This is a genomic window from Nocardia sp. NPDC087230, from assembly GCF_044744725.1.
Lineage (GTDB): Bacteria > Actinomycetota > Actinomycetes > Mycobacteriales > Mycobacteriaceae > Nocardia > Nocardia canadensis.
The window spans coordinates 1-26030 of sequence record NZ_JBIUYV010000014.1 but is presented as its reverse complement, the minus strand read 5'-3'; the positions used below and the strand labels follow the sequence as shown (position 1 = coordinate 26030).

The 26030-nt window shown below is 70.7% G+C and carries 26 protein-coding genes and 1 pseudogene; 14 read left to right on the top strand and 13 right to left on the bottom strand.

Annotated elements, in window-relative coordinates; genetic code table 11:
- Positions 1–45 precede the first annotated feature (45 nt).
- Entirely contained in the window at positions 46–930 is an 885-nt protein-coding gene (gene cynR, locus ACIO52_RS29910; RefSeq protein WP_218717438.1) for a transcriptional regulator CynR, read from the top strand.
- A 46-nt stretch (positions 931–976) separates the two neighbouring features.
- Here the strand turns inward: cynR and ACIO52_RS29905 are convergent, their stop codons facing one another.
- From ACIO52_RS29905 to ACIO52_RS29870, 8 genes are all read right to left on the bottom strand, one after another.
- The gene (locus tag ACIO52_RS29905; RefSeq protein WP_402648582.1) at positions 977–2230 is read right to left on the bottom strand and encodes a serine hydrolase; all 1254 of its coding nucleotides are present in this window, start codon (positions 2228–2230) and stop codon (positions 977–979) included.
- Positions 2231–2563: 333 nt separating this feature from the next.
- Positions 2564–5299, bottom strand: coding sequence for a fumarate reductase/succinate dehydrogenase flavoprotein subunit (locus tag ACIO52_RS29900; protein ID WP_402648579.1), 2736 nt, complete (start codon positions 5297–5299; stop codon positions 2564–2566).
- Positions 5296–6039, bottom strand: coding sequence for an ABC transporter ATP-binding protein (locus tag ACIO52_RS29895; protein ID WP_402648576.1), 744 nt, complete (start codon positions 6037–6039; stop codon positions 5296–5298). Before ACIO52_RS29895 ends, ACIO52_RS29900 begins: the two co-directional genes overlap by 4 nt.
- Entirely contained in the window at positions 6036–6830 is a 795-nt protein-coding gene (locus tag ACIO52_RS29890; RefSeq protein ID WP_402648692.1) for an ABC transporter permease, read from the bottom strand. The genes ACIO52_RS29895 and ACIO52_RS29890 overlap by 4 nt, the downstream gene beginning before the upstream one ends.
- A gap of 83 nt (positions 6831–6913) precedes the next feature.
- Positions 6914–8344, bottom strand: coding sequence for an ABC transporter substrate-binding protein (locus ACIO52_RS29885; RefSeq protein ID WP_402648573.1), 1431 nt, complete (start codon positions 8342–8344; stop codon positions 6914–6916).
- A 17-nt stretch (positions 8345–8361) separates the two neighbouring features.
- Entirely contained in the window at positions 8362–8589 is a 228-nt protein-coding gene (locus ACIO52_RS29880) for a ferredoxin family protein (protein WP_019046727.1), read from the bottom strand.
- Positions 8590–9366 carry a GntR family transcriptional regulator gene (locus ACIO52_RS29875; protein WP_342801980.1) on the bottom strand — a complete coding sequence of 259 codons (777 nt, stop codon included), beginning with the start codon at positions 9364–9366 and terminating at the stop codon, positions 8590–8592.
- 198 nt (positions 9367–9564) lie between these two features.
- Positions 9565–10239 (bottom strand): PaaI family thioesterase, encoded by a 675-nt coding sequence (locus ACIO52_RS29870; RefSeq protein ID WP_218716304.1) that lies wholly within the window; start codon positions 10237–10239, stop codon positions 9565–9567.
- A gap of 192 nt (positions 10240–10431) precedes the next feature.
- Here ACIO52_RS29870 and ACIO52_RS29865 point away from each other — a divergent pair, with 192 nt between their 5' ends.
- Entirely contained in the window at positions 10432–11088 is a 657-nt protein-coding gene (locus ACIO52_RS29865) for an HAD family phosphatase (protein ID WP_218716305.1), read from the top strand.
- Positions 11089–11093: 5 nt separating this feature from the next.
- Here the strand turns inward: ACIO52_RS29865 and ACIO52_RS29860 are convergent, their stop codons facing one another.
- The gene (locus tag ACIO52_RS29860) at positions 11094–11618 is read right to left on the bottom strand and encodes a DinB family protein (RefSeq protein WP_218716306.1); all 525 of its coding nucleotides are present in this window, start codon (positions 11616–11618) and stop codon (positions 11094–11096) included.
- A gap of 112 nt (positions 11619–11730) precedes the next feature.
- Between ACIO52_RS29860 and ACIO52_RS29855 the strand changes: the two genes are divergently transcribed.
- Entirely contained in the window at positions 11731–12210 is a 480-nt protein-coding gene (locus tag ACIO52_RS29855) for a hypothetical protein (RefSeq protein WP_316574648.1), read from the top strand.
- On the opposite strand, the gene ACIO52_RS29850 is transcribed toward ACIO52_RS29855, so the two are convergent.
- The 3 genes from ACIO52_RS29850 to ACIO52_RS29840 form a co-directional block, all read right to left on the bottom strand.
- A complete protein-coding gene (locus tag ACIO52_RS29850) occupies positions 12207–12467 on the bottom strand; it encodes a hypothetical protein (protein ID WP_316574649.1) in 261 nt (86 codons plus the stop codon). The two genes, ACIO52_RS29855 and ACIO52_RS29850, sit on opposite strands and share 4 nt — an antisense overlap.
- A 64-nt stretch (positions 12468–12531) precedes the next feature.
- Positions 12532–13317: an ABC transporter ATP-binding protein gene (locus ACIO52_RS29845; protein WP_218716309.1), complete on the bottom strand. Its 786-nt coding sequence runs from the start codon at positions 13315–13317 to the stop codon at positions 12532–12534.
- The gene (locus ACIO52_RS29840) at positions 13314–13985 is read right to left on the bottom strand and encodes an FCD domain-containing protein (RefSeq protein ID WP_316574650.1); all 672 of its coding nucleotides are present in this window, start codon (positions 13983–13985) and stop codon (positions 13314–13316) included. Before ACIO52_RS29840 ends, ACIO52_RS29845 begins: the two co-directional genes overlap by 4 nt.
- 262 nt (positions 13986–14247) lie before the next feature.
- Here ACIO52_RS29840 and ACIO52_RS29835 point away from each other — a divergent pair, with 262 nt between their 5' ends.
- A complete protein-coding gene (locus ACIO52_RS29835; protein WP_402648689.1) occupies positions 14248–15909 on the top strand; it encodes a 2-isopropylmalate synthase in 1662 nt (553 codons plus the stop codon).
- A gap of 43 nt (positions 15910–15952) precedes the next feature.
- Here the strand turns inward: ACIO52_RS29835 and ACIO52_RS29830 are convergent, their stop codons facing one another.
- Positions 15953–16960 carry a YeiH family protein gene (locus ACIO52_RS29830; RefSeq protein ID WP_402648565.1) on the bottom strand — a complete coding sequence of 336 codons (1008 nt, stop codon included), beginning with the start codon at positions 16958–16960 and terminating at the stop codon, positions 15953–15955.
- 107 nt (positions 16961–17067) lie between these two features.
- Between ACIO52_RS29830 and ACIO52_RS29825 the strand changes: the two genes are divergently transcribed.
- The 10 genes and pseudogenes from ACIO52_RS29825 to ACIO52_RS29780 all read left to right on the top strand — a co-directional run.
- A complete protein-coding gene (locus ACIO52_RS29825; protein ID WP_402648562.1) occupies positions 17068–17673 on the top strand; it encodes a YdcF family protein in 606 nt (201 codons plus the stop codon).
- 36 nt (positions 17674–17709) lie between these two features.
- Entirely contained in the window at positions 17710–18693 is a 984-nt protein-coding gene (locus ACIO52_RS29820) for a LysR family transcriptional regulator (RefSeq protein WP_402648560.1), read from the top strand.
- 66 nt (positions 18694–18759) lie between these two features.
- On the top strand, positions 18760–19581 hold the full coding sequence (locus ACIO52_RS29815) for a GntR family transcriptional regulator (RefSeq protein ID WP_316574654.1): 822 nt from the start codon (positions 18760–18762) through the stop codon (positions 19579–19581).
- Between the two features lie 5 nt (positions 19582–19586).
- Positions 19587–22252: pseudogene (locus ACIO52_RS29810) on the top strand (fumarate reductase/succinate dehydrogenase flavoprotein subunit).
- Positions 22252–22479 (top strand): ferredoxin family protein, encoded by a 228-nt coding sequence (locus ACIO52_RS29805; RefSeq protein ID WP_316574655.1) that lies wholly within the window; start codon positions 22252–22254, stop codon positions 22477–22479. The pseudogene ACIO52_RS29810 and the gene ACIO52_RS29805 overlap by 1 nt, the downstream one beginning before the upstream one ends.
- Before the next feature lie 16 nt (positions 22480–22495).
- Positions 22496–23917, top strand: coding sequence for an ABC transporter substrate-binding protein (locus tag ACIO52_RS29800; protein ID WP_402648556.1), 1422 nt, complete (start codon positions 22496–22498; stop codon positions 23915–23917).
- Positions 23918–23946: 29 nt separating this feature from the next.
- Positions 23947–24810, top strand: coding sequence for an ABC transporter permease (locus tag ACIO52_RS29795; protein ID WP_342802225.1), 864 nt, complete (start codon positions 23947–23949; stop codon positions 24808–24810).
- On the top strand, positions 24807–25562 hold the full coding sequence (locus ACIO52_RS29790; protein ID WP_402648552.1) for an ABC transporter ATP-binding protein: 756 nt from the start codon (positions 24807–24809) through the stop codon (positions 25560–25562). The genes ACIO52_RS29795 and ACIO52_RS29790 overlap by 4 nt, the downstream gene beginning before the upstream one ends.
- Complete coding sequence (gene fdxA, locus ACIO52_RS29785) at positions 25559–25894, top strand: ferredoxin (RefSeq protein WP_218716318.1); 336 nt, start codon at positions 25559–25561, stop codon at positions 25892–25894. The genes ACIO52_RS29790 and fdxA overlap by 4 nt, the downstream gene beginning before the upstream one ends.
- A partial coding sequence (locus tag ACIO52_RS29780; RefSeq protein ID WP_402648687.1) for an FAD/NAD(P)-binding protein occupies positions 25891–26030 on the top strand: 140 nt, incomplete at its 3' end. The genes fdxA and ACIO52_RS29780, both read left to right, overlap by 4 nt.

Genomic DNA, 26030 nt, shown 5'->3' with positions numbered 1-26030 from the left:
CGCAGACCTGCGGCGGTTCGATAGAGGCTATCTATCATGATGGCCATGGAGCTGCGTCATATCCGGTACCTGCTCGCCGTCGCCGACCACGGGAACTTCACCCGGGCCGCCGAATCGCTGCACATCTCCCAGCCGACGCTGTCCCAGCAGATCAAGCAGCTCGAGCGGCTGCTCGATGTGCAGCTGCTCGACCGTTCCGGCCGGACGGTAACCCTCACCGACGCCGGCCTGGTGTACGCCGAACACGCGCGTAACGCGTTGCGCGACCTCGAAGCCGGGGAGCGCGCCGTTCACGACGTGCAGGACCTGACCAGGGGGCACCTGCGGGTGGCGATGACGCCCACGCTCACCGCCTATCTCATCGGTCCGCTGATGGATCGGTTCCACCGCGCGCATCCGATGGTCACCGTGTCGGTTACCGAGACCACTCAGGATCGGCTGGAAGAGGACCTGCTGGCCGACGCCATCGATCTCGGCATCGCGTTCAGTGGCACCCACACGGCGGGGATCGACGCCACAGCCCTGTTCACCGAGCACCTGAGCCTGGTGGTCGGCGCGGACCACGCCCTCGCCACGCACGCGGGGCCGCTGCCGATCGCCGATCTGGCGGTCCAGCCCTTGGCGCTGCTCAGCCGCGATTTCGCGACCCGCGTCCATATCGACGGCTACCTCGCCGACCATGACGTGGCCCCGCGTGTCGCGATCGAGGCGAATTCGATCAGCGCGCTGGTCGAGTTCACCCGGCGGGGCACGCTCGGCACCGTCCTGCCCGATGCCATCGCTCGCGCCCACCCCGACCTGCGCCCGGTCGCGCTCGTGCCCGCGCTCCCGAGCCGGACGGTGGAGTTGCTGCGCCGCCGCACGGTCTATCACTCGGCGGCCGCCCGCGCCTTCGCCGCGATCGCCGAGGACGTCACCGCCATGCCATAGAAGCCATCACATCGAACTGTGAGAACCGCGTATCGGGAGCTACAGCTCACCTGAGACGCAGCCACTCCGGTGCGCGATCCAGGCGCGGCAAGGTGTCGGAAATCTGCGTGACCAGCTGCCAGGGGCGGTTCGTGTCGGTGGCGGCCTTGCCACTGGTGAGGATCGCGCCCGCGAGGCCGCGTTCGGGGTCGGCCCAGCCGTACTGGGTCGTCAGACCGCTACGGCCGAAGTGGAATCGGGTGTCGCGGCCGAATTTCGATCGGCGACCGCCCAACTCGAAGCCCGCGCGGCTGACCCGGCCCGCCGCACCGGGAATCCGGTCGGCCGGCCGGATCGCGTCGGCGAGCGTAGCGGGGTCGATGATCCGGATGCCGTCGAGTTCGCCGCCCCGCGTGAGGATTTCGTAGAAGCGGGACAGTTCGAACGCGGTGGTCACCAGGTTGCCGGAGGGCAGTTCGGCGGTGAGGAACGCGTCGTTGTCGGCCTTGGACGCCTTGTCCATCCGCCCGCCCAGCGCCTTGCGCGCGAGAAACAGCGACAGCCGCGACGGTGGCGGACCGGTCTTCACGCTCGGCACGACCTTGTCGAGATCGGCCGGGTCGACGCCGAAGTTGTTCCAGCGGAAGCCGAACGGGATCAGGACCTGCTCGGCGAGGTGCTCGCGCATGCGCTTGCCGGTCGCCCGCTGGACCAGCAGTCGCTGGATCAGGCCGCTGGTCAGCGCGTGGTAGACCCGGAAGCGGCCGGGCGGCCAGCTCGGCACGAGATCGGCGAGCGCCGCGACGGCCAGATCCTCGTCGGGCACGACCTCGCTGCCCCGGTAGGGCGGCGTGATGAACGGGATGCCCGCCGAATGCGACAGCACAGCACCGATGGTGATCCGGTCCTTGCGATGCGCGGCGAACTCCGGAATGTAGTCGCACACCCGGTCGTCGAGCGCGAACGCGCCCTGCTCGACCAGCATGGACATCACCGTCGCGGCGACGCCCTTCGCGGTGGAGAAGCCACAGAACGGGGTGTCCGGTGTCGCCAGGATCTTCTCGGCGTCGGGAGCGTCCCTCGGCGCGTTGCCCCACCCGTGACCGATCGTCCGGTTCAGCACGATCCTGCCGTTGCGTCGCAGGCACACCTGGATCGCCGGCGAGGTTCCCAGCGCGTACCAGTCGCGCACCGCATCCCACAGCCGCGCGACCGCCACGGCGGACGTGCCCGCCTCGATGGGGTCGTCCTCGTGGCCGATCGTGGTCACCGTGTCCAGGTCCTCGGCGACCGGCACCAACGTGGCAGGGAGTGCGCTCATGCGACCCAGCCTATCGACGCCGCGGATCACCGACACTGTGACGCGGGCACCTCGGGCCGGTGAGCTGAGCAGACGCCGGGGAGGCCGGCTCGATGGGGACCGCGGGTGGATCGCACGCCGGCCCGGTCGCCGACGCCACAACGGCATCAAGTGTCGCCGAGGCGCCGACCTCGCCCGGTGATGTCGGGGTGGCGCAGCCCTGCCCGGCGGTGCCGGACCGACCCGGCGCCGGTCGACCCCCCGGGCGGCCTGCCCGGCGCCCGGTGCCGACCGCGCGCCCGAGCGGGGACCGTGCCGCAGCGGCGCTCCGGCACGGTCCCGATCCGGTGCCGGTCACGCGCTCGCTTCGGTGAGCACGGCGGCCCGGGGCGGTTCGCCCGGAGTGCGGCCCGCCGCGACCACGGCGCGCCGGGCGTAGGCGCGGACATCGGCGTCCGGGTCGGCGATCGCGGTTTCGAGCGCGTCCACGGCCGCGCTGTCGGCCGGCCAGGTCGCCAGCGCCAGCACCGCGGCCTTGCGGACGTCGAGGTGCCGGTCGGCGAGTGCCTCGGTCAGCGGCGGTACGGCCGCTTCGGGTGTGGCACCAGCAAGGCCGCGCGCCGCGCCGACGCGCACCTGCCAGGCCGAATGCCGCAGCGCGGCAGCCAGTTCGGTGTCATCGGCGGGCTCGGTGCCCAGTGCCGCGTACGCCGTCAGTGCGGCCGCCCGCACCAGCGGATCGGGATCGCCGAGGAGCACCCGGATCACCTCGACGCCGCCCGCGCCGATCGATGCCAGACCGTGGGCGACGGCGATGCGCACCTCGCGATTGACATCACCGGCGATGGAGGCCACCGCCCCGGCGTCGTCGAGCGACACCAGCGCCCGCACCGCCTCGATCCGCACCCGATGATCGGGATCACCGAGCGCCGCACGGTATTCCGCCGCCGTGCCCGCGCGCAACGCCCGCAGCAGATCGACCACCGTCGCCCGCACCAGCGGATCGGGGGAGCCGAGATGCTCGGCCAGCGCGCCCGTGCCCGGCAGCACCTCCACCAGTTCGCGCAAACTCTCGGTGGCGGCCCGGCGCACCGACGCGGCCTCGTCGCCGAGTGCCCGCACCAGTTCGTCGGCGAATCCATCCGGGGTGTTCTCGGTGAGCACCGACAGCGCCGCTACCCGCACCACCGGATCCGGATCGCCGAGATAGCTCGACACGTCGTCGACCGCAGGGGAATCCAGGGCGAGCAGGGTGACCAGCCGGGGTGAGGACGGCGAGGCGGCGACCGGCTGACTGCGCGTCGGCGCGTCGTGCTGCGGCGCCCGGGTGCCGACCAGTTCGGGCTGGGCGATCACCTCGACGATCGGCACAGCCGAGGGCACCTCGTCGAGTCCGGGCACGGGAACCAGATACGGCGCGACCGACCGCTTCACGAACTCCATCTCGCCCGCCTCGGTCTTGCGCAGGTTCAGGTGGAAGTTCCACGATTCGTCGTCGCGCTCGGGCAGATCGGCCCGGTCGTGATAGAGCCCCCAGCGGGATTCGGTGCGGGTCAGCGAACTGCGCGCCGCCATCTCCGCGCAATCCCGGATGAACGAGACCTCGGCGGCCCGCATCAGCTCGTGCGGTGTGCGCGCGCCGATGCCCTCGACCTCGCCGCGCATCCGCTCGAAGGTCTCCACCGCGATCGACAGCTTGGCCGCGGTCTTCGGCGGTGCCACATAGTCGTTGACGAAACGCCGCAGCTTGTATTCGACCTGTGGCTGCGGCGGGCCCTCCGGCTGCCGCAGGGGCCGGTAGACGAGTTCGTGCGCGTCGGCCAGCTGGTCCTCGGGCAGGTCGGTGGGCGCCGCGACCTCGGTCAGCGTCGACGCCGCGTGCGCCCCGGCGAGATCGCCGTAGACAAACGCGCCGATCATGTAGTTGTGCGGCACGCACGCCAGATCACCCGCCGCGTACAGGCCGGGCACCGTGGTGCGCGCGTTTTCGTCCACCCAGACACCCGAGGCGGAATGCCCACCGCACAAACCGATCTCGGAGATGTGCATCTCGATGTCGTGGGTGCGGTAGTCGTGGCCGCGATTGGCATGGAAGGTGCCGCGGGTGGGTCGCTCGGTGGTGTGCAGGATGGATTCGAGGGTGGACAGCGTCTCGTCGGGCAGGTGCGAGACCTTCAGATAGATGGGTCCGCGCGCGGATTCGATCTCCTGCTTCACCTCGGCCATCATCTGCCCCGACCAGTAGTCGGAGTCGACGAACCGCTCGCCCTCGGCATTGACCTGGTAGCCGCCGAACGGATTCGCCACGTAGGCGCAGGCGGGGCCGTTGTAGTCCTTGATCAGCGGGTTGATCTGGAAGCACTCGATGCCCGACAGCTCGGCGCCGGCGTGATAGGCCATCGCGTAGCCGTCACCGGCGTTGGTGGGGTTCTCGTAGGTGCCGTAGAGATAACCCGAGGCGGGCAATCCGAGGCGGCCGCACGGACCGGTCGCCAGGATGACCGCCTTCGCGCCGACGGCGACGAATTCGCCGGTGCGCGTGTTCAGCGCGGCCGCCCCCACCGCCCGTCCGTTCTCGGTGAGCACCCGCACCGGCATCAGCCGGTTCTCGATCCGGATCTTCTCGCGCATCGTGCGCTGGCGCAGTACGCGATACAGCGCCTTCTTCACGTCCTTGCCCTCGGGCATCGGCAGCACGTAGGACCCGGACCGATGCACCCGGCGCACGGCGTACTCGCCGTACTCGTCCTTCTCGAACTTCACGCCGTAGCGTTCGAGCCGCTGCACCATGGCGAAACCCCGGGTCGCGGTCTGATAGACGGTGCGCTGGTCGACGATGCCGTCGTTGGCCCGGGTGATCTCGGCGACGTAGTCCTCCGGTTCGGCCTTGCCCGGGATGACGGCGTTGTTGACCCCGTCCATGCCCATGGCGAGCGCGCCGGAGTGCCGCACGTGCGCCTTCTCCAGCAGCAGCACGTTCGCCCCGGACTCCGCGGCGGTGAGCGCGGCCATGGTGCCCGCGGTGCCGCCGCCGACGACCAGGACGTCACAGTCGAGCCGGACGCGATCGGACAGGTCGGGAATGTTCACAGTGACTCCAGGATTCGGTCCCGTAGCGCCTGCCGGTCCACCGGCTCACGCGGGTCGGGCACCTCGACGAGCGCGCGCAGGCAACCGTCGCCGAGGACGGCGATCCGGTCGCCGAGCAGCAGGGCTTCGTCGAGGTCGTGGGTGACGAAAACGATGGTGGTGGGATGCGCGCGCCAGGTGTCGACGAGCAGGCGCTGCATCTCCGCGCGGGTCTGGCTGTCGAGCGCGCCGAACGGCTCGTCCATCAGCACCGCGCGCGGCGAGCCGGCCAGGCTACGGGCCAGCTGCACCCGCTGGCGCATGCCGCCGGACAGATCGCGCGGCAGGTAGTCGGCGTAGCCGGTGAGCCCGACCTCGTCGAGCCAGCGCTGCGAGCGGGTCGCGCGCTCACCGCGCCCCACGCCCCGAAGCCGCAGGGCCAGTTCGACATTGGCGCGGGCGGTGCGCCACGGCAGCAGCGCGTCGTCCTGGAACACCAGCGCGCGATCGGCCGAGGGACCGGTGACGGTGTCCGCGTCGGCCCGGATGACGCCGCCGCTGGGACGGCGCAGCCCCGCGATCGCGCGCAGCAGCGTCGACTTGCCGCAGCCGGATTTGCCGACCAGGACCAGGATCTCGCCGGGCGCGATGTCGAGATCGATGCCGCGCACGACGGTCTTGGCGCCGTAGCCGATCCGCACCGATTCCAGGCTCAGCCGCATGCCGACCGAGACGGCGGGCGCGGCGGTGGTCGTGGTCATGACGCGACCTCTCTCGGCAGCCAGCGGGTGACCCGGCGGCCTGCCAGTTCGACGATTCCGGAGGTGAGGAAGCCGAGCACGCCGATGGTGATCATGCCGACGAACACGGCGGGGTAGTCGACGATGGTGTAGGACTGCCAGGTCCGGTAGCCGATGCCGAGCCGTCCGGAGATCATCTCGGCGGAGATGAGGCAGATCCAGGCCACGCCCATGCCCACCGAGAGGCCGCTGAACACCCCGGGCAGGATGCCGGGTACGACGACCCTGGTCAGCACCTCGCGCCGAGATGCGCCGAGGGTGCGGATCGCGTCCTCCCAGATGGTCGGCAGCGCCCGGGTGGCGTGGCGGGTGCTCACCAGCACCGGGAACAGCGACGCGGTGAAGGTGATGAACACGATGCCGGACTCGTCGCTGGGGAACAGCAGGATCGCCACCGGCACCAGCGCGATGGCCGGGATCGGGCGCACGAGTTCGGCCAGCGGACCGAAGACATCGGCCAGCAGCCGCGAGCGGCCCAGGCCGATGCCGGCCAGCACGCCGACCACCGCGGCCAGCCCGAATCCGGTGACGATGCGGATCAGCGACTGCGCGACATCGAGGTAGTACTGCCCGGTACCGAGGTGCTCGCCGAACTCGGCCACGATCTCGGTCACCGTCGGCAGCGTGTCGAAGCGCAGGCCCGCGCGGACATCGCCCGCGGTGAGCAGCTGCCACAAGCCGATCGCCGCCAGCACCGAGGCGACCCGGATCGTCCGCGAGATCCACACCGATCGGCCGGTGATGGCGTCCATGTCGTCCTGATGCCGGGGCGCGGCACCGGCCGCCAGGACGGTGTCGTCACCGGCGGCCGCGACGAGCGGCCCGGAAACCGTACTCATCCGCGGACTTCCGTCACGGCCTGGTCGTAGGCGATCGGCGCGGCGGCGGGATGGGCGGCGCGATAGCGGTCGGCGGCGGCCTGCGTGGTGAACGGCAGGTACCGGTCGCCGTCGCGCAGCCAGATCGCCTTGTCGGCGAACCAGCGGGTGCCCAGTTCGGCGTCGGGGAGGTAGACCGCCCGGATTCTCTTGCCCTGGGCCTTGGCGGCCTGCACCGCTCGCAGCAGGCAAGCCGGGTTGGCGGCGGGCTGCGGCTTGTCCGCGCCGTCGACCCAGATCTCCCCGGCCAGCGCCGGATCGGTCACGGGCACCGCGCAGATCGGGTCGGTCCCGGTGATCTTGCTCGGGTTCACCCGCGACGCCAGGGCGGTGTCGTAGTCGCCGCGCCCGGTCTCGGCGAAGGCCTTGCGCAGCGGTCCGTCCTGGACGAACGCGTCGATATCGAGGTCGGCGAAATCGCCGATCGACTTCAGATACGTCACATCGTCTTTGAACGCGGCGACGAGGTCGGCCTTGAGAGTGGTGTCGAAACTGGTGCCGCCGGGGCCGTTGTAGAGGTAGACGACCTCCTGCGGCAGGCCCGAGCCCTTCGCGACGAGATCGGCTGCCTCGAAAGGCTTCTCGTTGAGGAACGCGGTCGCGTCCAGCTGCGCGGCCAGGAAGGCCTGCAGTACCTCGGGGTGGTCGGCGGCGTAGGCGCGGCGGGCGACCACGCCGTGGAAGGTGGGCACGTTCAGCTCGGCGCCGTCGTAGAGCAGTTTGGCCTTGTTCTGCTGCACCAGCAGACCCGGCCACGCCACGAACTGCGAGAGTGCGCCGACCTGATGCGATTCCAGCGCGGTCGCGCCGACCTGCGGCTGCTGGTTGAGCACCTCCACGCCCTCGGCCGGGTCGATACCCGCCCGGCTCAGCGCCTGCACCAAGGTGCCGTGGCCCGCCGAACCGACACTGGCCGAGATCTTCTGGCCCGCCAGATCGGTGAGCGAGCGCGCCGGTGAATCATTCGGCACCACCACCATGTTCAGCGCGCCCTTGGGGTGGTAGCCGGTGATCGACACCAGCTCGGTGCGGGCGCGCTCGTTGGCCTGGGTGCGGGAACCGTTGATGAGCAACGGGTAGTCGCCCATCGAGCCGATATCGATCTTCTCGGCCACCATCTGCGCGGTGATCGGCGCGCCGGTGTCGTAGTCCTGCCACTCCACCTGGTACTTCGCGCCACCGGCGTCGGTGATCTTCTGCAACCGCTGCTCGAGGTAGCCCTGCGCCTCGAGCAGGGTGCCCGCGGTGACGGTGTTGATGGTCTTGGACTGGTACCCGACGACGACCTTGACGGTGCCCGCCGGTGCGGCGTCGGTGCTTTCGAGCGAGCAGCCCGTCGCGGTGAGCGCGAGCGCGAGCGCGGCGGGGACGAGACGAGTGATCTTCATGCGTGGAATTCCCGGGTTCAGCGGAGCAGATAGGGCATGTTGACGGTGACGGCGCCGGTCGGGCAGCGGGCCGCGCACGGCCCGCAGTACCAGCATTCGTCGACGTGCATGTAGGCCTTGCCCGAATCCTCGTGAATGGCAAGGGAATCGAGTGGACACATGTCGACGCACAAGGTGCAGCCGGTGATGCACAGCGATTCGTCGATCGTCACGGGGACGTCGGCACGCTGGGGGACGAGTGCCATCTAGAGGACCTTCCATTCGGGTGCGCTGCGGGTGAGGCTGCCGCGCATGGTGATGCGGTCACCGCGCATGCGGATGTATTCGAGGTCGACGGGTCTGCCGTCGTCGAGATGGGTGAGGCGCTCTAGCATCAGCAGGGGAGCGCCGGCGGGGGTGTCGAGGGTGGTCGCGGTGTGCGGGTCGGCGGCGACCGCTTCCAGGGCGAGGTCGGCCGCGCCGAGCGACTGACCGGTGACCTGCTCGAGCAGCACGAACACGTCGGTGGTCGCGAGATCGTTGGCCAGCACCGCGTCGCCGACGTCGGGCGCGAGATAGGTGAGATCCAGGCTCAGCGGCAGGTCGGCGAGGAAACGCAGCCGCTCGATGTAGACGACGCGATCGCCGGGTGCCAGGCCGAGCCTGCGCGCGACGGCCGGGGGAGCGGTGATGTGGGTGGCCGCGCGTACCTCGTTGCGGACGGTGCCGTGCTCCGTGAGCGTCTCCTGCAGGCCGAGCAAGGCGTCGAGGCCGTGGTCGTACTTGCGGGCGGCGACGCGGGTGCCGACCTTGGGCGCGCGATCGATGAGGCCCTCGGCACGCAGCAGGGCCAGCGCCTCGCGGATGGTGTTGCGGGAGGTGTCGTGCTCGGCGGCGAGCTCCTGCTCGCCGGGCAACGCGCCCTGCACCGCGCCGGCCAGGATCTGGTGGCGCAGGATGTCGGCCACCCGGCGCGCCCGATCGGCGCGCTGGCCTCGAATCGGAGTGGGTTCTGCGGCTGCCGTTTTCTCGCTGACCTGCATGAACAGCGACGATAGCGGCCGCTATGCGGCCCGGGGCCCGTCGTGCGTCGGGCCCGAATTCAGGGGATGTTTCTACGCCGGGTGACCGTCGCCGGGACCTGCGGCGATCGGACCACGCGGCGGCATTGCGCCACCCCGGCCGGTGCGGGCGACATTCGGATCACGTCGATCGCAATGTCGCCCGGCGGCCGGGCTCGGTCAGGGCTGACCGGGCTTGAGGAGGATGAACAGCCCGTTCGCCTCGGCGCACAGGCGCTCGCCGTCGTGCATCGTCGCGCGCAAGTACACCTTGCGGCCGTCGGTACGCTCCACCCACGCGCGCACCGTCAGCTTCTTGTTGAGCGGGGTGATCGAGCGGTAGTCGATGGTGAGCGAGGCGGTCCGGGTGACGGCCTTGGTGTGCACCGCGGCGGTCATGCCGAGGATGTCGTCGAAGGCGACGCCGATCTGCCCGCCGTGCGCGGCGTTGTTGCCGCCCAGGTGGAAGGTCCGGAAGGTCAGCTCGGCGGTGACACCGTCGACGTCGGCGCTGGCCACCGTGTACGGCGGCAGCGTGATGTTGCCGCGCGAGGGCAGGTCGGTGCGGGTCCAGGTCGGTGCCGACCACTCGTCTACGACCGCGGCGTCCAGGCGCGCGTTGAGCTGCTCGAGCGTCGCGATGGTCTCCTTGGCCAGCTCGTCGGACGGGTTCAGCAGGCGCGCGCGGTCCATCAGCTCGCGCACCTGTTCGATCAGTTCGCCGTAGTGCGGGCCGCCGATGGTGTGGTCCTGCTTCGCTTGCCTGCGCTGCTGGATCAGCTCGGCGACCGGCCGGAACCCGCCCTCGTGGTGCTCTGCGTCCGGCAGCGAGTTGCCGACCTGTGTATCGTCCATATGCAACACGTTATCGCTGCGGAGCTGGATGTTCGCGTTCGGTGTCCCACTTGTGTCCGTGCTCGTGACACGGCTCACCGCCGCGGGTGCGCCTCTATTAGGCTGGTCGGCGATCACCGAGCAGGTCTGTACGTACCGAGAGTCGGCGCGCCCGCGTGGTGCCCGGCGGATGAACGGCGAAAGGCTGAGCGCATGGGTATCGCGGCGGTAGTGTTCGACATGGACGGCGTGCTGATCGATTCCGAACCCATCTGGGAACAGGTCCGGCGCGACTACGTCGAACTCAAAGGTGGCCGGTGGCAACCGGATTCGCAACGCAAGATGATGGGCATGAGTACCCAGGAATGGGCCGCCTATATGAGCGACGATCTCGGGGTCGCCATGCCGCTCGACGACATCTCGACCAAGATCATCGATCTGATGGCCGACCAGTACGCCCACCACGTGCCGTTGCTGCCGGGCGCGGTCGAGGCGGTGCAGCGGTGCGCGAGCCAGTGGAAACTGGGTCTGGCCAGTTCGTCGCCGCGCTCGCTGATCGACCTGGTGCTGGCGAAGTCCGGTCTGCTCGAGTACTTCTCCGCGATCCTGTCGACCGAGGAGGTCGGCCGGGGTAAGCCCGCGCCCGATGTCTACCTCACCATCGCCCAGCGGCTCGGGGTCGACCCGAACAGCTGTACCGCCGTGGAGGATTCGACCAACGGCCTGCGCTCGGCCCACGCGGCGGGCATGCGGGTCGTCGCCGACCCCCGTCCGGAGTTCCCGCCGGTTCCCGACGCGCTGGCGCTGGCCGCCGTGGTCATCGACGACCTCGATCAGCTGACCACCGAGGTGATCACCGGGACCGCCTGAGGCGGTCAGAAGCTGCCGGTTACGCCGTCGATCCGCTCCCGCAGCAGGTCGGCGTGGCCGTTGTGCCGGGCGTACTCCTCGATCATGTGCAGATACACCCAGCGCAGGGTGTAGCCGTCGGACCGCCACGGGACGTGGAAGACATGGTCGAGCGGCAGAGCGGCGACCGCCGCGTCACAGGCGGCGATCTCGGCGTGGAAGACCGCGAACGCCTCCGCGGCGGGCAGCGAGGTGAGGTCGTCGAAATCGGCGTCCGGTTCGGTCTCGGACCCGTAGACCGGTTCGAGGGACTCCCCGGCGGCCGACACCCGGAACCAGCCGCGCTCGACCTCGGTGAGGTGCCGGATCAGTCCCAGCAGCGACAGCGTGGACGGCGGCACCGAGCGGATCGCGAGCTGGTCGCCGTCGAGGCCGCCGCACTTGTTGAGCAGGCTCTGGCGATGGAAGTCCAACCAGGACTGCAACATCGGGCGTTCGTCCACCCCGACCAGCGTGCGCGTCGGGACGACTTCGGGCGCTGTCCACGTCATCTCGGTGACGGTACCGGCCGCTGTGGCGACGCGCAGGCCGATGACCGGTCGCCGGGTGCCGATTCCGCGCTACCCCTGGTCCGGCCCTGCCTCCATCCGGCACACTGGCCGGATGGAGGCCCAGCGTGACGAATCGCCGGAGGTCGTGGTCCACCTCGGCGACGGCTTGGATGCGCCACGGGCCGTCGACCCGGCCGATCCCGGCACCGCCGCGACCGACCCGGCCCCCGATCATCCGTTCCTGCTGCTGACGCGCACCGCGACCGAGCGGCTCCAGGCCAGGTACCTCGACGACGGCACCTACGAGGTCGAGCACATCGACGGCACCGACCGTCGCCAGTTGTTCACCACCGACGCCCTGCTGGTGCGCGATGTCGTCTGGTCCTGGGTCCAGCGGGACCGCTGGTGGCGCGACACCGTCGCCTGGACCACCGTCGATCCGGCGATCGCCGAATTGGACGCGCTGCGCGCCGAACTGTCCGAGATGCTCGACGGGATCTCGGTGCTGGACGCGGTCACCGACGATCTCGACCGCGCGCTGGCCAGGGCCGATGAACTCCTCGCCGCCGAACCCGACCTCGACTCGGACTAGTCGGCGTCGCCCTCGCACCAGTCGTCGAAGGCGTCGAAGACGGGCTCGACGACGGCCGGGACGTAATCCTCGACGGCGTCCTCGATCGGGTCCCAGACCCGGTCGCAGCCAGATGGGGCGGGCGGCCACGATTCGATGTACTCGACCAGGGGCGATTTCGGCGGTTCGGTGTCCTCGGCGGCGGCGATGCCCGCGGCCGCCAAGGTCAGTGCCGCGGTGGCTCCCGCGGTGGCGACGATCCGGTACCCGATCCTCATGACATCCTCCTGTCGGTTCCGACATGCGATGTCCCGCGATCGTAACCGCCGGGGGTGGGTCGTGTCAGCGGGCGCGGGCGCTCCAGCGGCCCTCGTCGTAGCGCACTTCAATGGGGTGGTCGAAGGCGGTGGAGACGTGGTCGGTGGTGATGACCCGGTCGGCGGGGCCGGTGGCGACGGTGCGCCCGTCGGCGATGAGCAGGGCGTGGGTGGTACTGCTCGGCAGTTCCTCGAGATGGTGGGTGACCAGCACCGAGGCGACCTCGGGGTGGGTGCGGTCGAGGGAGTCGATGGTGGTGAGGAGCTGTTCGCGGGCGGCCAGGTCCAGGCCGGTGGACGGTTCGTCGAGCAGCAGCACGCGGGGACCGCTGATCAGGGCGCGGGCGATGAGGGTGCGGCCGCGTTCGCCCTGCGACAGGGTCGGCCAGACCTCGCCGGCCTTGCCGGTCAGGCCGAGGGTGTCGATGATCGCGTCGGCGCGGGCCAAGTCGTCGGCGGTCGGCGACCAGCGCATCGGAGTGTCGATGGTGCCGGTGATGCCGGTCAGCACCACCTCGCGGACGGTGAGCGCGTACCGCAGGGGATGGCGCGGATCGACGTGCCCGATCGAGCGGCGCAGCCGGGCGAGTTCCACCCGGCCGAACTGCTCGCCGAGCACCCGCACCGTGCCGGTGGTGGGGAAGGTGACCGCGCCGCAGAAGCCGAGCAGGGTGCTCTTGCCCGCCCCGTTGGGCCCGAGCAAGGCCCAGTGCTCGCCGGCCCGCACGGTCAGGGAGATGCCGTTGATGATCTTCTTGCCCGCCCGCCGGAAGGTCACCCCGTCGAGTTCGATCACGGGCGCGCCGGTCATGCGAAAGCCTCCTTCAGGGCGGACAGGTGGGTGCGGCTGAATGCGGCCGCCGCCGTGGGGTTCCGGTCGGCGACGGCCTGGGCGAGTTGTTCGTGCGCGGCGTGGTCGGCCTGCTCGGAGGCGACGGGACGCAACTCGAGCATGTCGATCATGGCCAGGCGCAGGCGGGGCAAAAAGCTGTCGAACAGCTGGGTCAGCACGTCGTTGTGGGCGGCGACGATGACCGCGCGATGGAAGGCCATATCGGCGTCGACGTGCTCGGCCACGGTCTGGCCGTCGGCCCGGCGACCGGCCAGGGCCCGGCGGATGGCGCGCACGTCGGCGGGGGTGCGTCGCTGTGCCGCCAGCGCGGCCGCCTCGGCCTCGATCGCGATGCGCGCCTCGATCACCGCCGCGATGGTGGCGCCGCGCAGCACGACGTCCCAGTCCTCGCTCACGTCGAGCGCGGTGACGAACACCCCCGCGCCCTGTCTGCTGTCGAGCACGCCTTTGCCCGCCAGCTCCCGGATCGCCTCGCGCAGGGTGGACCGGCCGACGCCCAGCTGGGCGGCCAGCAGCGTCTCACCCGGTAATCGGTGCCCCAGCGGCCACTCGCCGGCGCGGATGCGCGTGAGCAGGAGTTCGGCCGCCTGAGCGGCCAGGGGCTGACGCCTGACCTGTGCAACCACCGAAAAACCTCTCTACTTGTCTGAGGAGTTGTGGTAGAAGTGTACCCATCATGACCTACACCGCGCTTCTCCTCCGCCGCCATGGCGGGGCCTGACCGACCGGCCGCCCCGCCGTGGGGCTCTGTCGTGGCCGGTCGCCGTCGTCTCGTGGCCCCCGCGGCCAGGAAGCAGAACCGTCATGACCCCCTTTCCCACCCTGATCACCCCCACCGGCGCCGTCGGCACCGACGCGCCCGCGTGGAACCGGCAGCGCCACTCGGCCATGCCGTCGCATCGCTACCGCGATGTCCACCGGCGCGTGGACGTGCCCGCCGGAGAACGGGACTGGCCGGATGCCAGGATCACCACCGCCCCGCTGTGGGTGCCCGTCGACCTGCGCGACGGCAATCAGGCGCTGGCCGAACCGATGGATCCCGACCGCAAGCGCCGGTTCTTCGAACTGCTGGTCGCGATGGGGTACAAGGAGATCGAGGTCGGCTATCCCTCCGCCTCGCAGACCGACTTCGACTTCGTCCGGTTGCTGGCGCGCACCCCGATCGCGCCGCCGGACGTGACCGTCGTCGTGTTCACCCCGGCCCGCCGCGACCTGATCGCGCGGACCGTCGAGTCGGTGCGCGGGATCGCCAACGAGGTGGTCATCCACCTGTACACCGCCACCGCGCCGGTCTGGCGGGAGGTCGTGCTGGGCAAGGATCGCGAGCAGTTGCGGGAGCTGATCCTGGCCGGTGCGCGCGAGGTGCTCGACACGGCGGGTGAGCTGCCGAACGTGCGATTCCAGTTCTCGCCCGAGGTGTTCAACCTGACCGAACCGGACTTCGCGCTCGAGATCTGCGACGCGGTGACCGCGCTGTGGCAGGCCTGCCCGCAGCGGCCGGTGACCTTGAATCTGCCCGCGACGGTGGAGGTGGCGACGCCCAACGTCTACGCCGACCAGATCGAGTACATGCACCGCCACCTGGCCCGTCGCGACGGGGTGATCCTGTCGGTGCATCCGCACAACGACCGGGGAACCGGCATCGCCTGTGCCGAGCTGGCAGTGCTGGCCGGCGCCCAGCGGGTGGAGGGCTGCGTCTTCGGCAACGGCGAGCGCACCGGCAATGTCGACATCGCGACCTTGGCGCTCAACCTGCACGCCCAGGGCGTCGACCCGATGATCGACTTCTCCGACATCGACGAGATCCGCCGCACGGTGGAGTACTGCACCCGGTTGCCCGTGTCCGAACGGCATCCCTACGTCGGCGATCTCGTCCACACCGCGTTCTCGGGTACCCATCAGGACGCGATCCGCAAGGGGATGGCCCATCATCGCGAGGTGGCGGCGCGCGCCGGTGTCGCCGAGCGTGAACTGCCCTGGCAGGTCCCGTACCTGCCGATCGACCCCGCCGATATCGGGCGCTCCTACGACGCCGTGATCCGGGTGAACTCCCAGTCCGGCAAGGGCGGCATCGCCTACCTGCTGCACACCGAGTACGGGCTGGACCTGCCGCGCCGCCTGCAGATCGACCTGGCCCGGCGGGTGCAGGTGCGCACCGACGACACCGGCACCGAGGTCACCGCGAAGGAACTGTTCACCCTGTTCGAGCGGGCCTATACGGTGGCGGATCCGCGCATCGTGCTGACGCGGTGGCGCATCGTCGAGGAGACCACCGAGATCGTGCTCGACATCGACGGACGCGAACTGCGCTCGGTGCACCACGGCATCGGCCCGGTCGACGCGGTCACCACGGCACTCGCCGCCGCGGGTCACCCGGTCGAGATCCTGGGCCTGACACAGCATTCCGTGGCCGAGGGCGCCGACAGCGCCGCGGTCGGCTACCTCGAATACCGGGTTGCCGGACGCACCGGCTGGGCCTTCGGGCGCAGTACCTCGGTGATCGCGGCGTCCCTGGATGCGGTGCTGAACGCGGTGAACGCGACTGCCTGACCGACGATCTCGTGGGGCGCCCGCGCCCCACGAGATCTCGGCGTCAGCACCAGCCGGTGAGGTACATCAGGCCGAGGCTGGCGATGCCCAGGATCAGGCCCAGCGCGCCACCGAGGACCAGGGGCCGCACGCCAGCGCTGCGCAGCCGCTCGACGCTCAACGAGGTGCCGATGGCGGCCAGCACCGCGGCGATCAGCCAGCCGCTGGTGGTGGCCAGCGGCTGGGTCAGCGCGGTGGGCAGGATGCCCAGCCCGGCGACGATCGAGGCCGCCAGGAACAGCACCACGAACAGCGGGAACGCCTGGCGCAGCGAACCCGCGGGGGCGCCGGTCTCCGCGGTCAGACGGCGGCGGCCGACGTGCAGGCCGATACACAGCGGGACGATCGCGAGACTGCGCACCAGCTTCACGATGACCGCGAAGTGCGCGGCGCCCGCGCCGAAGATGACCCCGGCGGCCAGCACCGAGGAGGTGTCGTTGATCGCGGTGCCTACCCACAGGCCGAACGCCTCCTGCGACAGGCCGAGCGCGCGCCCGAGCGGCGGATACACCAGCACCGCGGCGACATTGAAGACGAAGATGGTGCCGAGGGCGTAGGCGACGCGCTGCTTGTCCGGCCGCAGGACCGCGGTGGCGGCGGCGATCGCGGACGCACCGCAGATCGTGGTGCCCACCGCCACCAGCGTCGCCGACTCCCGGTCCACCGCCAGCATCCGGCCGACGAAGAACGCCGCCACCCCGCCGACGAGCAGTGTGCCGAGCAGCACGACGGCCGTCTCCTTGCCCACACTCATCACCGACCCCAGCGGCAGCCCGAGCCCGAGCAGCACGATCGCCGCGCCGAGCAGCCGCTGCCGGGCGAGGTCGAGGCCCGGGCCGAACGTCTCGCCCGCCGCGTCCCGACGGCGCAACACCATCCCGGCGACGGCGCCCGCGGCCAGCGCCAGCACGGGCGCGCCGATCATCGGCAGGGCCTTACCGAAGGGCACGGCCACGGTGGCCAGGAGTGCGGCGAGGGCCAGGCCGGGAGCGATGGTACGTACTCGGTTCACTCCTCCACCTTCGCCGCGCCGAAGACTCCGAGGTAGAGGCCCGTTTCCGGGGTTCTCATAAGGCAGGCTTATGGCTGGTGGTGCGGCGGGTGTGCTTTCCTGGAGTGGTGCGGACATCGACCCGGCTCGCGCTGACCGCCGCGATCGCAGCGACGCTGTGGGGCGAGTGGGCGAACTGGCGCGCCTCGCGCAGGCGCGTCGGCTCGGCGGGCCCGGGGTCCGAGGCGGTCGTGGTGCTCGGCTACCGCGACGCGGGCCCGCGAGCCAATGCCATGAACCGGTGGCGGGTGCGCGCGGGCCTGCGCTCCCTCGATCCGGCGGCGACCGAATCCCGGCTGGTCCTGTGCGGCGGTGCCTGCGCGGGTCCGGTGTCCGAGGCGGCGCTGATGGCCGCCTACGCCACGGACGCGCGCGGCTATCGCGGTGAGCTCGTGCTCGAGGAATCGAGCCGATCCACTTGGGAGAACATCGCTTTCGCGATTCCTTACCTCAAGGACGTCGACCGGATCAAGATCGTCTCCCTGCCCACCCACGCCGCGACCGGTCGTGACTATCTGGCGGAACAGAGCCCGGAACTTGCCGTGCGACTGGTGCCGGGGCGAGAGTACCGATTCGGGGAGTGGATGCCGCTGAAACCGGTGATCGCGCTCTACGGGGTGGTCAAGGACCTGCGTGGCCGATACGCGGCCGAACACGACGACGACAGTGCCTGATGCGGCGCCGCGGCGCGCGTCGCCCATAATCGGCGCATGACCCTGCCACCCGGAACCCCCGACCTGGAGGTCCTCGACCTCCTCGTGTCGGTGGCCGAGCTGGGCAGTCTGGGCGCGGCCGCGCGCCGCCACGGCATCAGCCAGCCCGCGGCGAGCATGCGGATCCGCGCCCTCGAACGACGGATGCGGGTCAAGCTCCTCGACCGCGGCCCGACCGGCTCGGCGCTGACCGACGCCGGGCATGCGGTGGTCGAGCACGCGCGCATCGTGCTCGCCGCCGTGCGTGATCTGGTCGACGACGTCGATCGCCTGCGCGCCGCGGCCGCGCCACGATTGCGCATCGCCGCGTCGAAAACGATTGCCGACCACCGTATTCCGCACTGGTTGGCGGCGCTGCGCACCGACCATCCCGAAGTGCTGATTTCGCTGGAGGTGGAGAACTCGACCCAGGTCGCGGCGCTGGTGCGCGACGGTGTCGCCGATCTGGGATTCGTCGAGGGCCCGCATCCGCCCGCCGGGCTCGGCAGTCGCGTGCTCGGCGCCGACGACCTGGTCGTGGTGGTCGCGCCGGAGCACCCCTGGGCGCGCCGGACCACCCCGGTCGCGCTCGCCGAACTCGCCGGCACCGCCCTGCTCTGGCGCGAGCCGGGCTCTGGCACCCGCGACACCGTCTGGGACCTGCTCAGCACCGCCGCGACCCCCGCGGGCCCGGCCGCGGAACTGGGCTCGGCCGCCGCCATCGTGGCGGCGGCCCGCGCCGGCATGGCCCCGGCGGTCCTGAGCCGGCTGATCGCCGCGCCGGATCTGGCGACCGGCGCGCTGGTGGCGGTGCCGTCGGCCGACGCCGCCCGGCTGACCCGCAAGTTCCGGGCGATCTGGCGCCGCACCACCCCACCCTCGGGCCCGGGCGAACTGCTCGTCGATCGGGCCGCGCAACTCGAGATCGCCCGCTCGCCGGTGGTGGGACTACCGGACACGGGGACATCGTCGCAGGTAGAGGGCTCGGAGTCGCAGCGGTAACTGGCGTAACGGCCCGGTAATTGCCCGAAACGTCCGCCGTAACGCGGCCTTCGGAGCATGTGCCGCATGACAGCCACTCCCTTTTCCTCGGCGCGGCCCCGGCCCCAGCCCCCCGATCCGGGCACGGGCCGACGCAGCGCACCGGCCCGCCGCATCCGCGACGTCCTGCGCGCCCGTATCCGCAGCGGCGTCTACGGCACCCGGCCGCTGCCTGCCGAGGCCCAGCTCGCGGCCGACTTCGCCACCAGCCGCAATATCGTCCGCGACGCCCTCACCCTGCTGCGCGACGAAGGGCTGATCGATCGGGTGCCGGGCGCGGGCACCTTCGTCGTCGCCGAGAAGGCCGTGCAGGGTCTGGACCGACTGCGCGGGCTCGCTGAGACCTTCCAGACCCACAGCGACCGGGTGGTGAACCGGGTCCTGCTCGCCGAGGTCGTGCCCGCCACGCCGCTGGTCGCCGAACGGCTCGAGCTGGAGCCGGGCGATCCGGTCGTCGCGCTGGAGCGGGTGCGCTATCTCGACGGCGCCCCGCTGTCGCTCGACGCCAGCTACCTGACGGCCGACGTCGGCATCCCCCTGCTCGACCAGGACCTCACCGGCTGCGACGTCTTCGGCCTGCTCGAAGCCGAACTCGGACTGCCGTTGGGCTCGGCCGCGGTCGCGATCGAGGCGGTCGCCGCCGACCCCACGGTCGCCGGCCTGCTGGAAGTCCGCGCCGGTTCGCCGCTGCTGTTCCTGGAACGGCTCACCTACACCGATTCCGGCCGGCCCGTCGATCTCGAATACATCCGCTATCGCGGTGACCGGTTCTCGCTGTCCGGGCGGTTGGACCGCGTCCCGGTGACCCCGCGGCGCACCGTCGCCCGCGACTCCAACGAAAGGGGTTGATCCCCATGCAGATCCCACCGCTCACCGAACGGCGCGAGCTCGTCTGCGACGTCCTGATCGTCGGCGGCGGCACGGCGGGCACGATGGCCGCGCTCACCGCGGCCCGCCACGGCGCGAACGTGCTGCTGCTGGAGAAGGCGCACGTGCGGCACTCCGGCGCGCTCGCGATGGGCATGGACGGCGTCAACAACGCCGTGGTGCCCGGCAAGGCCAGCCCGGAGGACTACGTCGCCGACATCACCGTCGCCAACGACGGCATCGTCAACCAGCGCACCGTCTACGAGACGGCCACCCGTGGCTTCGAGATGGTGCAGCGCCTCGAGGGGTACGGCGTCAAGTTCGAGAAGGACGAGCACGGCGAGTACGCGGTGCGCAAGGTGCACCGCTCGGGCTCCTACGTGCTGCCGATGCCCGAGGGCCGCGACGTGAAGAAGGTGCTCTACCGCACCCTGCGGGCTCGCGACGTGCGCGCCAAGGTGACGATCTCCAACCGGGTGATGCCGGTGCGGGTGCTCACCGTGGACGGGCGCGCGGTCGGCGCCGTCGGCTTCGATACGCGCACCGGCGAATTCGTCACCATCTCGGCGGGCGCGGTGATTCTGGCCGCGGGTGCGTGCGGCCGGCTCGGCCTGCCCGCCTCGGGCTATCTGTACGGCACCTACGAGAACCCCACCAACGCCGGGGACGGCTACGCGATGGCCTATCACGCCGGCGCCGAGCTGTCGGGCATCGAATGCTTCCAGATCAACCCCCTGATCAAGGACTACAACGGTCCCGCCTGCGCCTACGTCGCGAATCCGTTCGGCGGCTACCAGGTCAATGCCGAGGGCAACCGCTTCGTCGACTGCGACTACTGGTCGGGGCAGATGATGGCCGAGGTCAAACGGGAACTCGACAGCGCCCGCGGGCCGATCTACCTGAAACTGAGCCACCTGCCCGACGCCACGATCCGCGAGATCGAAGGCATCCTGCACACCACCGAACGACCTACTCGCGGCACCTTCCACGCGGGCCGCGGCACCGACTACCGCACCGGCGACATCGAGATGCACATCTCCGAGATCGGCTTGTGCAGTGGACATTCGGCCTCGGGCGTGTGGGTCGACGAACACGCCGCGACCACCGTCCCCGGCCTGTACGCGGCCGGTGACATGGCGCTGGTGCCGCACAACTACATGATCGGCGCGTTCGTCTACGGCGACATCGCCGGCGAGCACGCCAGCGCCTTCGCCCGCGGTGCGACCCATCCCGAGCTGCCCGCCGACCAGGTCGAGGCCGCCCACGAGCTGATCTATCGCCCGCTGCGCAATCCCGACGGTCCGCCGCAGCCGCAGGTGGAATACAAGCTGCGCCGTTTCGTCAACGACTACCTGCAACCGCCGAAAGCGCAGTCCTACCTGGCGCTGGGGGTGGCCGCCTTCGAGCGGATGCGGGACGAGATCGCCGCCATGGGCGGGCAGACACCCCACGAACTGATGCGTTGCGCCGAAGTGAGCTTCATCCGCGACTGTGCCGAGATGGCGGCGCGGGCCTCCCTGCGCCGGACCGAAAGCCGCTGGGGGCTCTACCATCAGCGCGCCGACTGGCCCGCGCGCGACGACGCGGAATGGTTCTGCCACCTCAACCTCTTTCGCGGCGCGACCGGGTCGATGGAGTTCCGCACCCGCCCGGTCGCGCCGTACATCGTGCCGGTCCCCGGATTCGTGCGGCCCGACGGCGTCGCCGATGTCGCGGCCCCCGAACTCGTCGGCGCGTGGGGTGCCCGATGAGCGCGCGCCTGCTGACCCTGCTCGACCTGGCCGAGGAGTGCCCGGAACTCGACGAGCTCACCCCGTATCTCCGCGACGTCGATCCCGAGGTCCGGCGGACGGCCCTGTCGGTGCTGAGCGAGACCACCGAGGACTGGGCCGCGGCGGCGCCGATCATCGCTGGCGCTCTGGCCGATGCCGATGTCGACGTACGCCACACCGCGATCGGGCTGCTCACCGAACTGCTCGAAGTGCTGATACCCGGGCCGGAGTTCGACGCGGCGCTGCGCGAGTGCCTCACCGCGCCCGAACCGGCCGTGCGCTCGGCCGCGATCGAGGCACTGTGGCGGCACCGCAGAGTGAGCGCCGGGGAACTGCTCGCCCGGCTGGCCGACCCGAACGCGGCCGTCCGGCGCACCGTCGTGGGCGGTCTGACCTCGGTCGACGCCATCGACGAACTCGCCACCGCGGCCGCCGACGAGGACCAGAACGTCCGGATCGGCGTCGCGAAAGGGCTTGCCGCCGTCGGTGACCCGCGCGGGGCGGTCACCCTGCTGACCCTGGCGCACGATCCGGAACCGCTGGTGCGCGCCGCCGCGCTGGCGAGCCTGGCCGGCACCGGCTGCGACGACCAGGCCGCCGCCGTCGCCACCGCGGCGATGACCGATCCGGCCTGGCAGGTACGGCAGGCGGCAGCGGTCGCGCTCGGCGCGGCCGACCCCGAACTCGCGGCCGCGCCCCTGCTCGCGGCCGTGTCCGATCCCAACCTCGACGTCCGTAAGGCGGCGGTGCGCGCACTGGCCGAACGGATCGCCGAGCGCCGCGACATCACCACGGCGCTGCAACGGGCACTCGACGACCCGGACGCCGACGTCCGCGCCTTCGCCCGCATCGGCATCGCCAACTCTGGAAAGGAACTCTGATGGCCCAGGTCAATGCCCGTCTCGATGTCCCCGTCTCGGTCGACGAGGCCACCTGTATCGAGGGCTGCACGCTGTGCGTCGACATGTGTCCGCTCGATTCCCTTGCCATCCATCCGGATTCGGGCAAGGCCTACATGCACGTCGACGAATGCTGGTACTGCGGGCCCTGTGCCGCGCGATGCCCGGTCGGCGCCGTCACCGTCAACATCCCGTTCCTGTTGCGTTGAGAAGAACGGACCGACCATGAGCTCGACCTGCTTACGCCTGACCGCGCTGCTGCTCGGCGCCGCCGCGGTCGCCACCCTGGCCTCCGGCTGCGGCGCCGGCGACGACGGAAAGACCGTCACGGTGAACATCGGCTACCAGTCCAAGACCATCAACACCGTTACCGCCGGTACCCTGCTGCGCGACCGCGGCACCTTCGAAGCCGAACTCGCCGCATTGGGCAAGACCAACGGCCTGACCTACCGGGTGGAGTGGAAGGATTTCGCCGCGGGCCCACCGCTGACCGCCCAGATGCTGGCGGGTCAGGTCGACATCGGTTCGATGGGCGACGCCCCGATCCTGGTGAACGGCTCCAAGACCCGCGATCACGCCGATGTGAAGTCCGAGCTGATCGCGGTCACCGGCTACAACCTGCGCGGCTCGCTCAACCAGATCGTCGTCCCGCTCGACGCGCCCGCGGCGACCCTGGCCGATCTGCGCGGGCAGATCGTGTCGACCAGTGTCGGCTCGGCCGCCCACGGCATGCTGGCCACCGGATTGTCGGCGGCGGGGATGACCCTCGACGACGTGAAACTGCTCGGCCAGGACCCCGCCGTCGGCGCCTCGGCGCTGCAGGGTGACCAGGTGGCCGCGCTGGCCCAATTCGTGCCGTGGCCACAGAAACTCGTCTACGACGGCAAGGCCCGACTGCTCTACGACGGTGGCAGCGCGGGCATCCCGACCTTCCATGCCGTCGTCGCCAACGAACGGTTCGGGACGCGGCACCCCGAGATCGTCACGGCGTTCCTCACCGCCCAGCGCAAGGTCACCGACTATCTCAACCAGCATCCGCTCGAGGCCGCGCAACGGGTCGCCGAGGTCACGGGTCTGCCCGCGGAAGTCGTCTACCTCTACAACGGCCCGAACGGCCTGGTCGGGTTCGATCCGACGATCAAGCCACAGCAGGTCGACGCGCTGGGCACCCTGCTGCCGTTCCTGAAGAGCCTGGGCGCGCTCTCCGACCTGAACCTCGATGAATTCGTCGACGATCGGTACGTGCGGGCCGTCTACGGCGCCGACTACGAGACCGCCCGAGCCTCGGTGGCCCCGCCGTCGACGCTCACCGGCACCGACAGCGTGTGCGGGGGAGCGGTCGACGGGCTCGCGACCGCCTCGGAAGCCTGGTTCGCCGACACCGCCACGACCGCGGTCGCCAGGACCCCTACCTGCCTGTTGCGCCGAATCGCGGCCGCGGGCGGCACCGTGCGCGCCGCCTACGTCCCCGACCACGGCACCGGAACCCGGCTGTTCGCCGCGACCGCGACCTGGGTCAGCGATCCCGGCGCGGGCCCCGACGATCGCCTGCTGCCGTTCGCGATCCGCGCCGACGCGCAGCGCTACGCCGCCGCTCATCCGGGCGCCGCGGTCATCGACTACCAGGCAGCGCTGACAGCCCGCTAGATCCGTCACGTGAGACCAGGAGGCTCACCATGACCGTTTCCGCCCAACCCCTCGCCGCCCCGGTCGCGGCACCCGAGACCACCGCGCCCCGCGCGCAGTCACCCACCCGCTTCACGATTCCCCGCAGAGCGCGCAGGACGGCACTGACCGCCGTTCCGTTGCTGGCGCTGCTGCTGGCCTGGCATCTGCTCACCACCTACCAGGTGGTGCTGTGGTTGCGCTTCGACAAAATTCCTACGCCCGCCGCGGTTTTCGACGCGTTCCGCACCCAGCTCGGCGCGGCGAGCTACTACCGCGACGTCGTCTCCAGCACTCGGCGGATCCTGGTCGGCTTCGGCCTGGCGACGGTGTCCGGCGTCCTGATCGGGATGGCGGTCGGCCGCTCGGCCGTCGTCAGCGCCCTGGTGCGGCCGGTGCTCGAGGTCTTCCGGCCGATCCCCGCGATCGCGCTGGTGCCGTTGGCGATCCTGCTGTTCCCGACGGGAGAGCAGGGGATCGTGTTCATCACCTTCTTCGCCGCGTTCTTCCCGGTGGCGGTGAGCACCATCCACGCCATGCACGCGTTGCCCCGCGTGTGGGAGGAGGCCGCGCACACCCTCGGCGCGCGCCGCCGCGACATCCTGTTCCAGATCGCGTTGCCGGGGGCACTGCCCGGCATCTTCTCCGGCCTGTCCGTCGCGATGGGGGTGGCCTGGATCTGCGTGATCAGCGCCGAGATGATCTCCGGCCAGTTCGGGATCGGGTATTTCACCTGGCAGTCCTACGGATTGCTGGACTATCCGGGCGTGATCGTCGGCATGCTCACCATCGGGCTGCTCGGCTGGTTCACCGCCTGGCTGGTGGAACTGGCGGGGCGCCGGGTGAACCGGTGGCTGCCGAGGGCACAGCGATGAGCGCCGGCGCCGCGGTGCGGCTGGCCGGACTGCGCGTCGCCTACGGCGAAAGCCTGGCGGCCGAAGTGGATCTCGACATCGCGGCCGGGCAGATCGTCGTGCTGCTCGGGCCCTCGGGCTGCGGCAAGTCCACGGTGCTGCGCGCGATGGCCGGACTGCTGCCCCCGATCGGCGGCACGGTCTCGGTCGACGGCGCGGCGGCGGCCCAGCACTGCTCGATGGTGTTCCAGGAAGACGCGCTGCTGCCGTGGCGCACCGCCCGCCGCAATATCGAATTCGCGCTGAAGTTGCGGGGTGTGGCCCGCCGGGACCGCCGGAGCGAGGCGCAGGACCTGCTGAACCTGGTGGGGCTCACCGACTTCGGTGATCATCTGCCCGGTGCCCTGTCGGGCGGGATGCGCCAGCGGGTGCAACTGGCGCGGACACTGGCGGCGCGACCGCGGGTGCTGCTGATGGACGAACCGTTCGGCGCGCTGGACGCGCAGACCCGCGCCGACATGCAGCGCCTGCTCATCTCGGTGTGGCAGCAGCGCCGGACCACGGTGCTGTTCGTCACCCACGACGTCGACGAGGCGCTGCTGCTGGCCGACCGCATCGTGCTGCTCACCCCGCGTCCGGCGCGCATCCAGCGGGTGATCGAGATCGACTCGCCCCGTGCGCCGGGCGCCCGTTTCGAGCCCGAATTCGCCCGTCTGCGTTATGAGATCCTCGCCGCGCTCGGCGAGCCGAACGAGAAGGAACGACAGCCATGACCTTCGTCATCGGAGCCGCCTGCGTGGACGTGCTGGACCGCGCCTGCGTGGAGGAATGCCCGGTCGACTGCATCTACACCGGTGACCGGATGGCCTACATCCATCCCACCGAATGCGTGGATTGCGGTGCGTGCGAGCCGGTCTGCCCGGTCGAGGCGATCTCGCTCGCCGAGGACATCGCGCCGGGGCAGGAGGACTTCGTCGCGGCCAATGCCGCGTTCTTCGACGTGCCGCTGCCCGGCCGCGATGCCGCGCTCGGGTCCCCGGGCAGTGCCGCCGCGGTCGGTGATCTCGGCGTGGACACCCCCTTCGTCGCGGAGTACCGGAAATGACAGCCGCCGATCCCGCCCTGCGCGTGGCGATCGTCGGGGCGGGACCGGCCGGTATCTACGCCGCCGACGCATTGATGAAGTCCGATGCCGATGTCAGCATCGACCTCTACGAGCGCATGCCCGCGCCCTTCGGCCT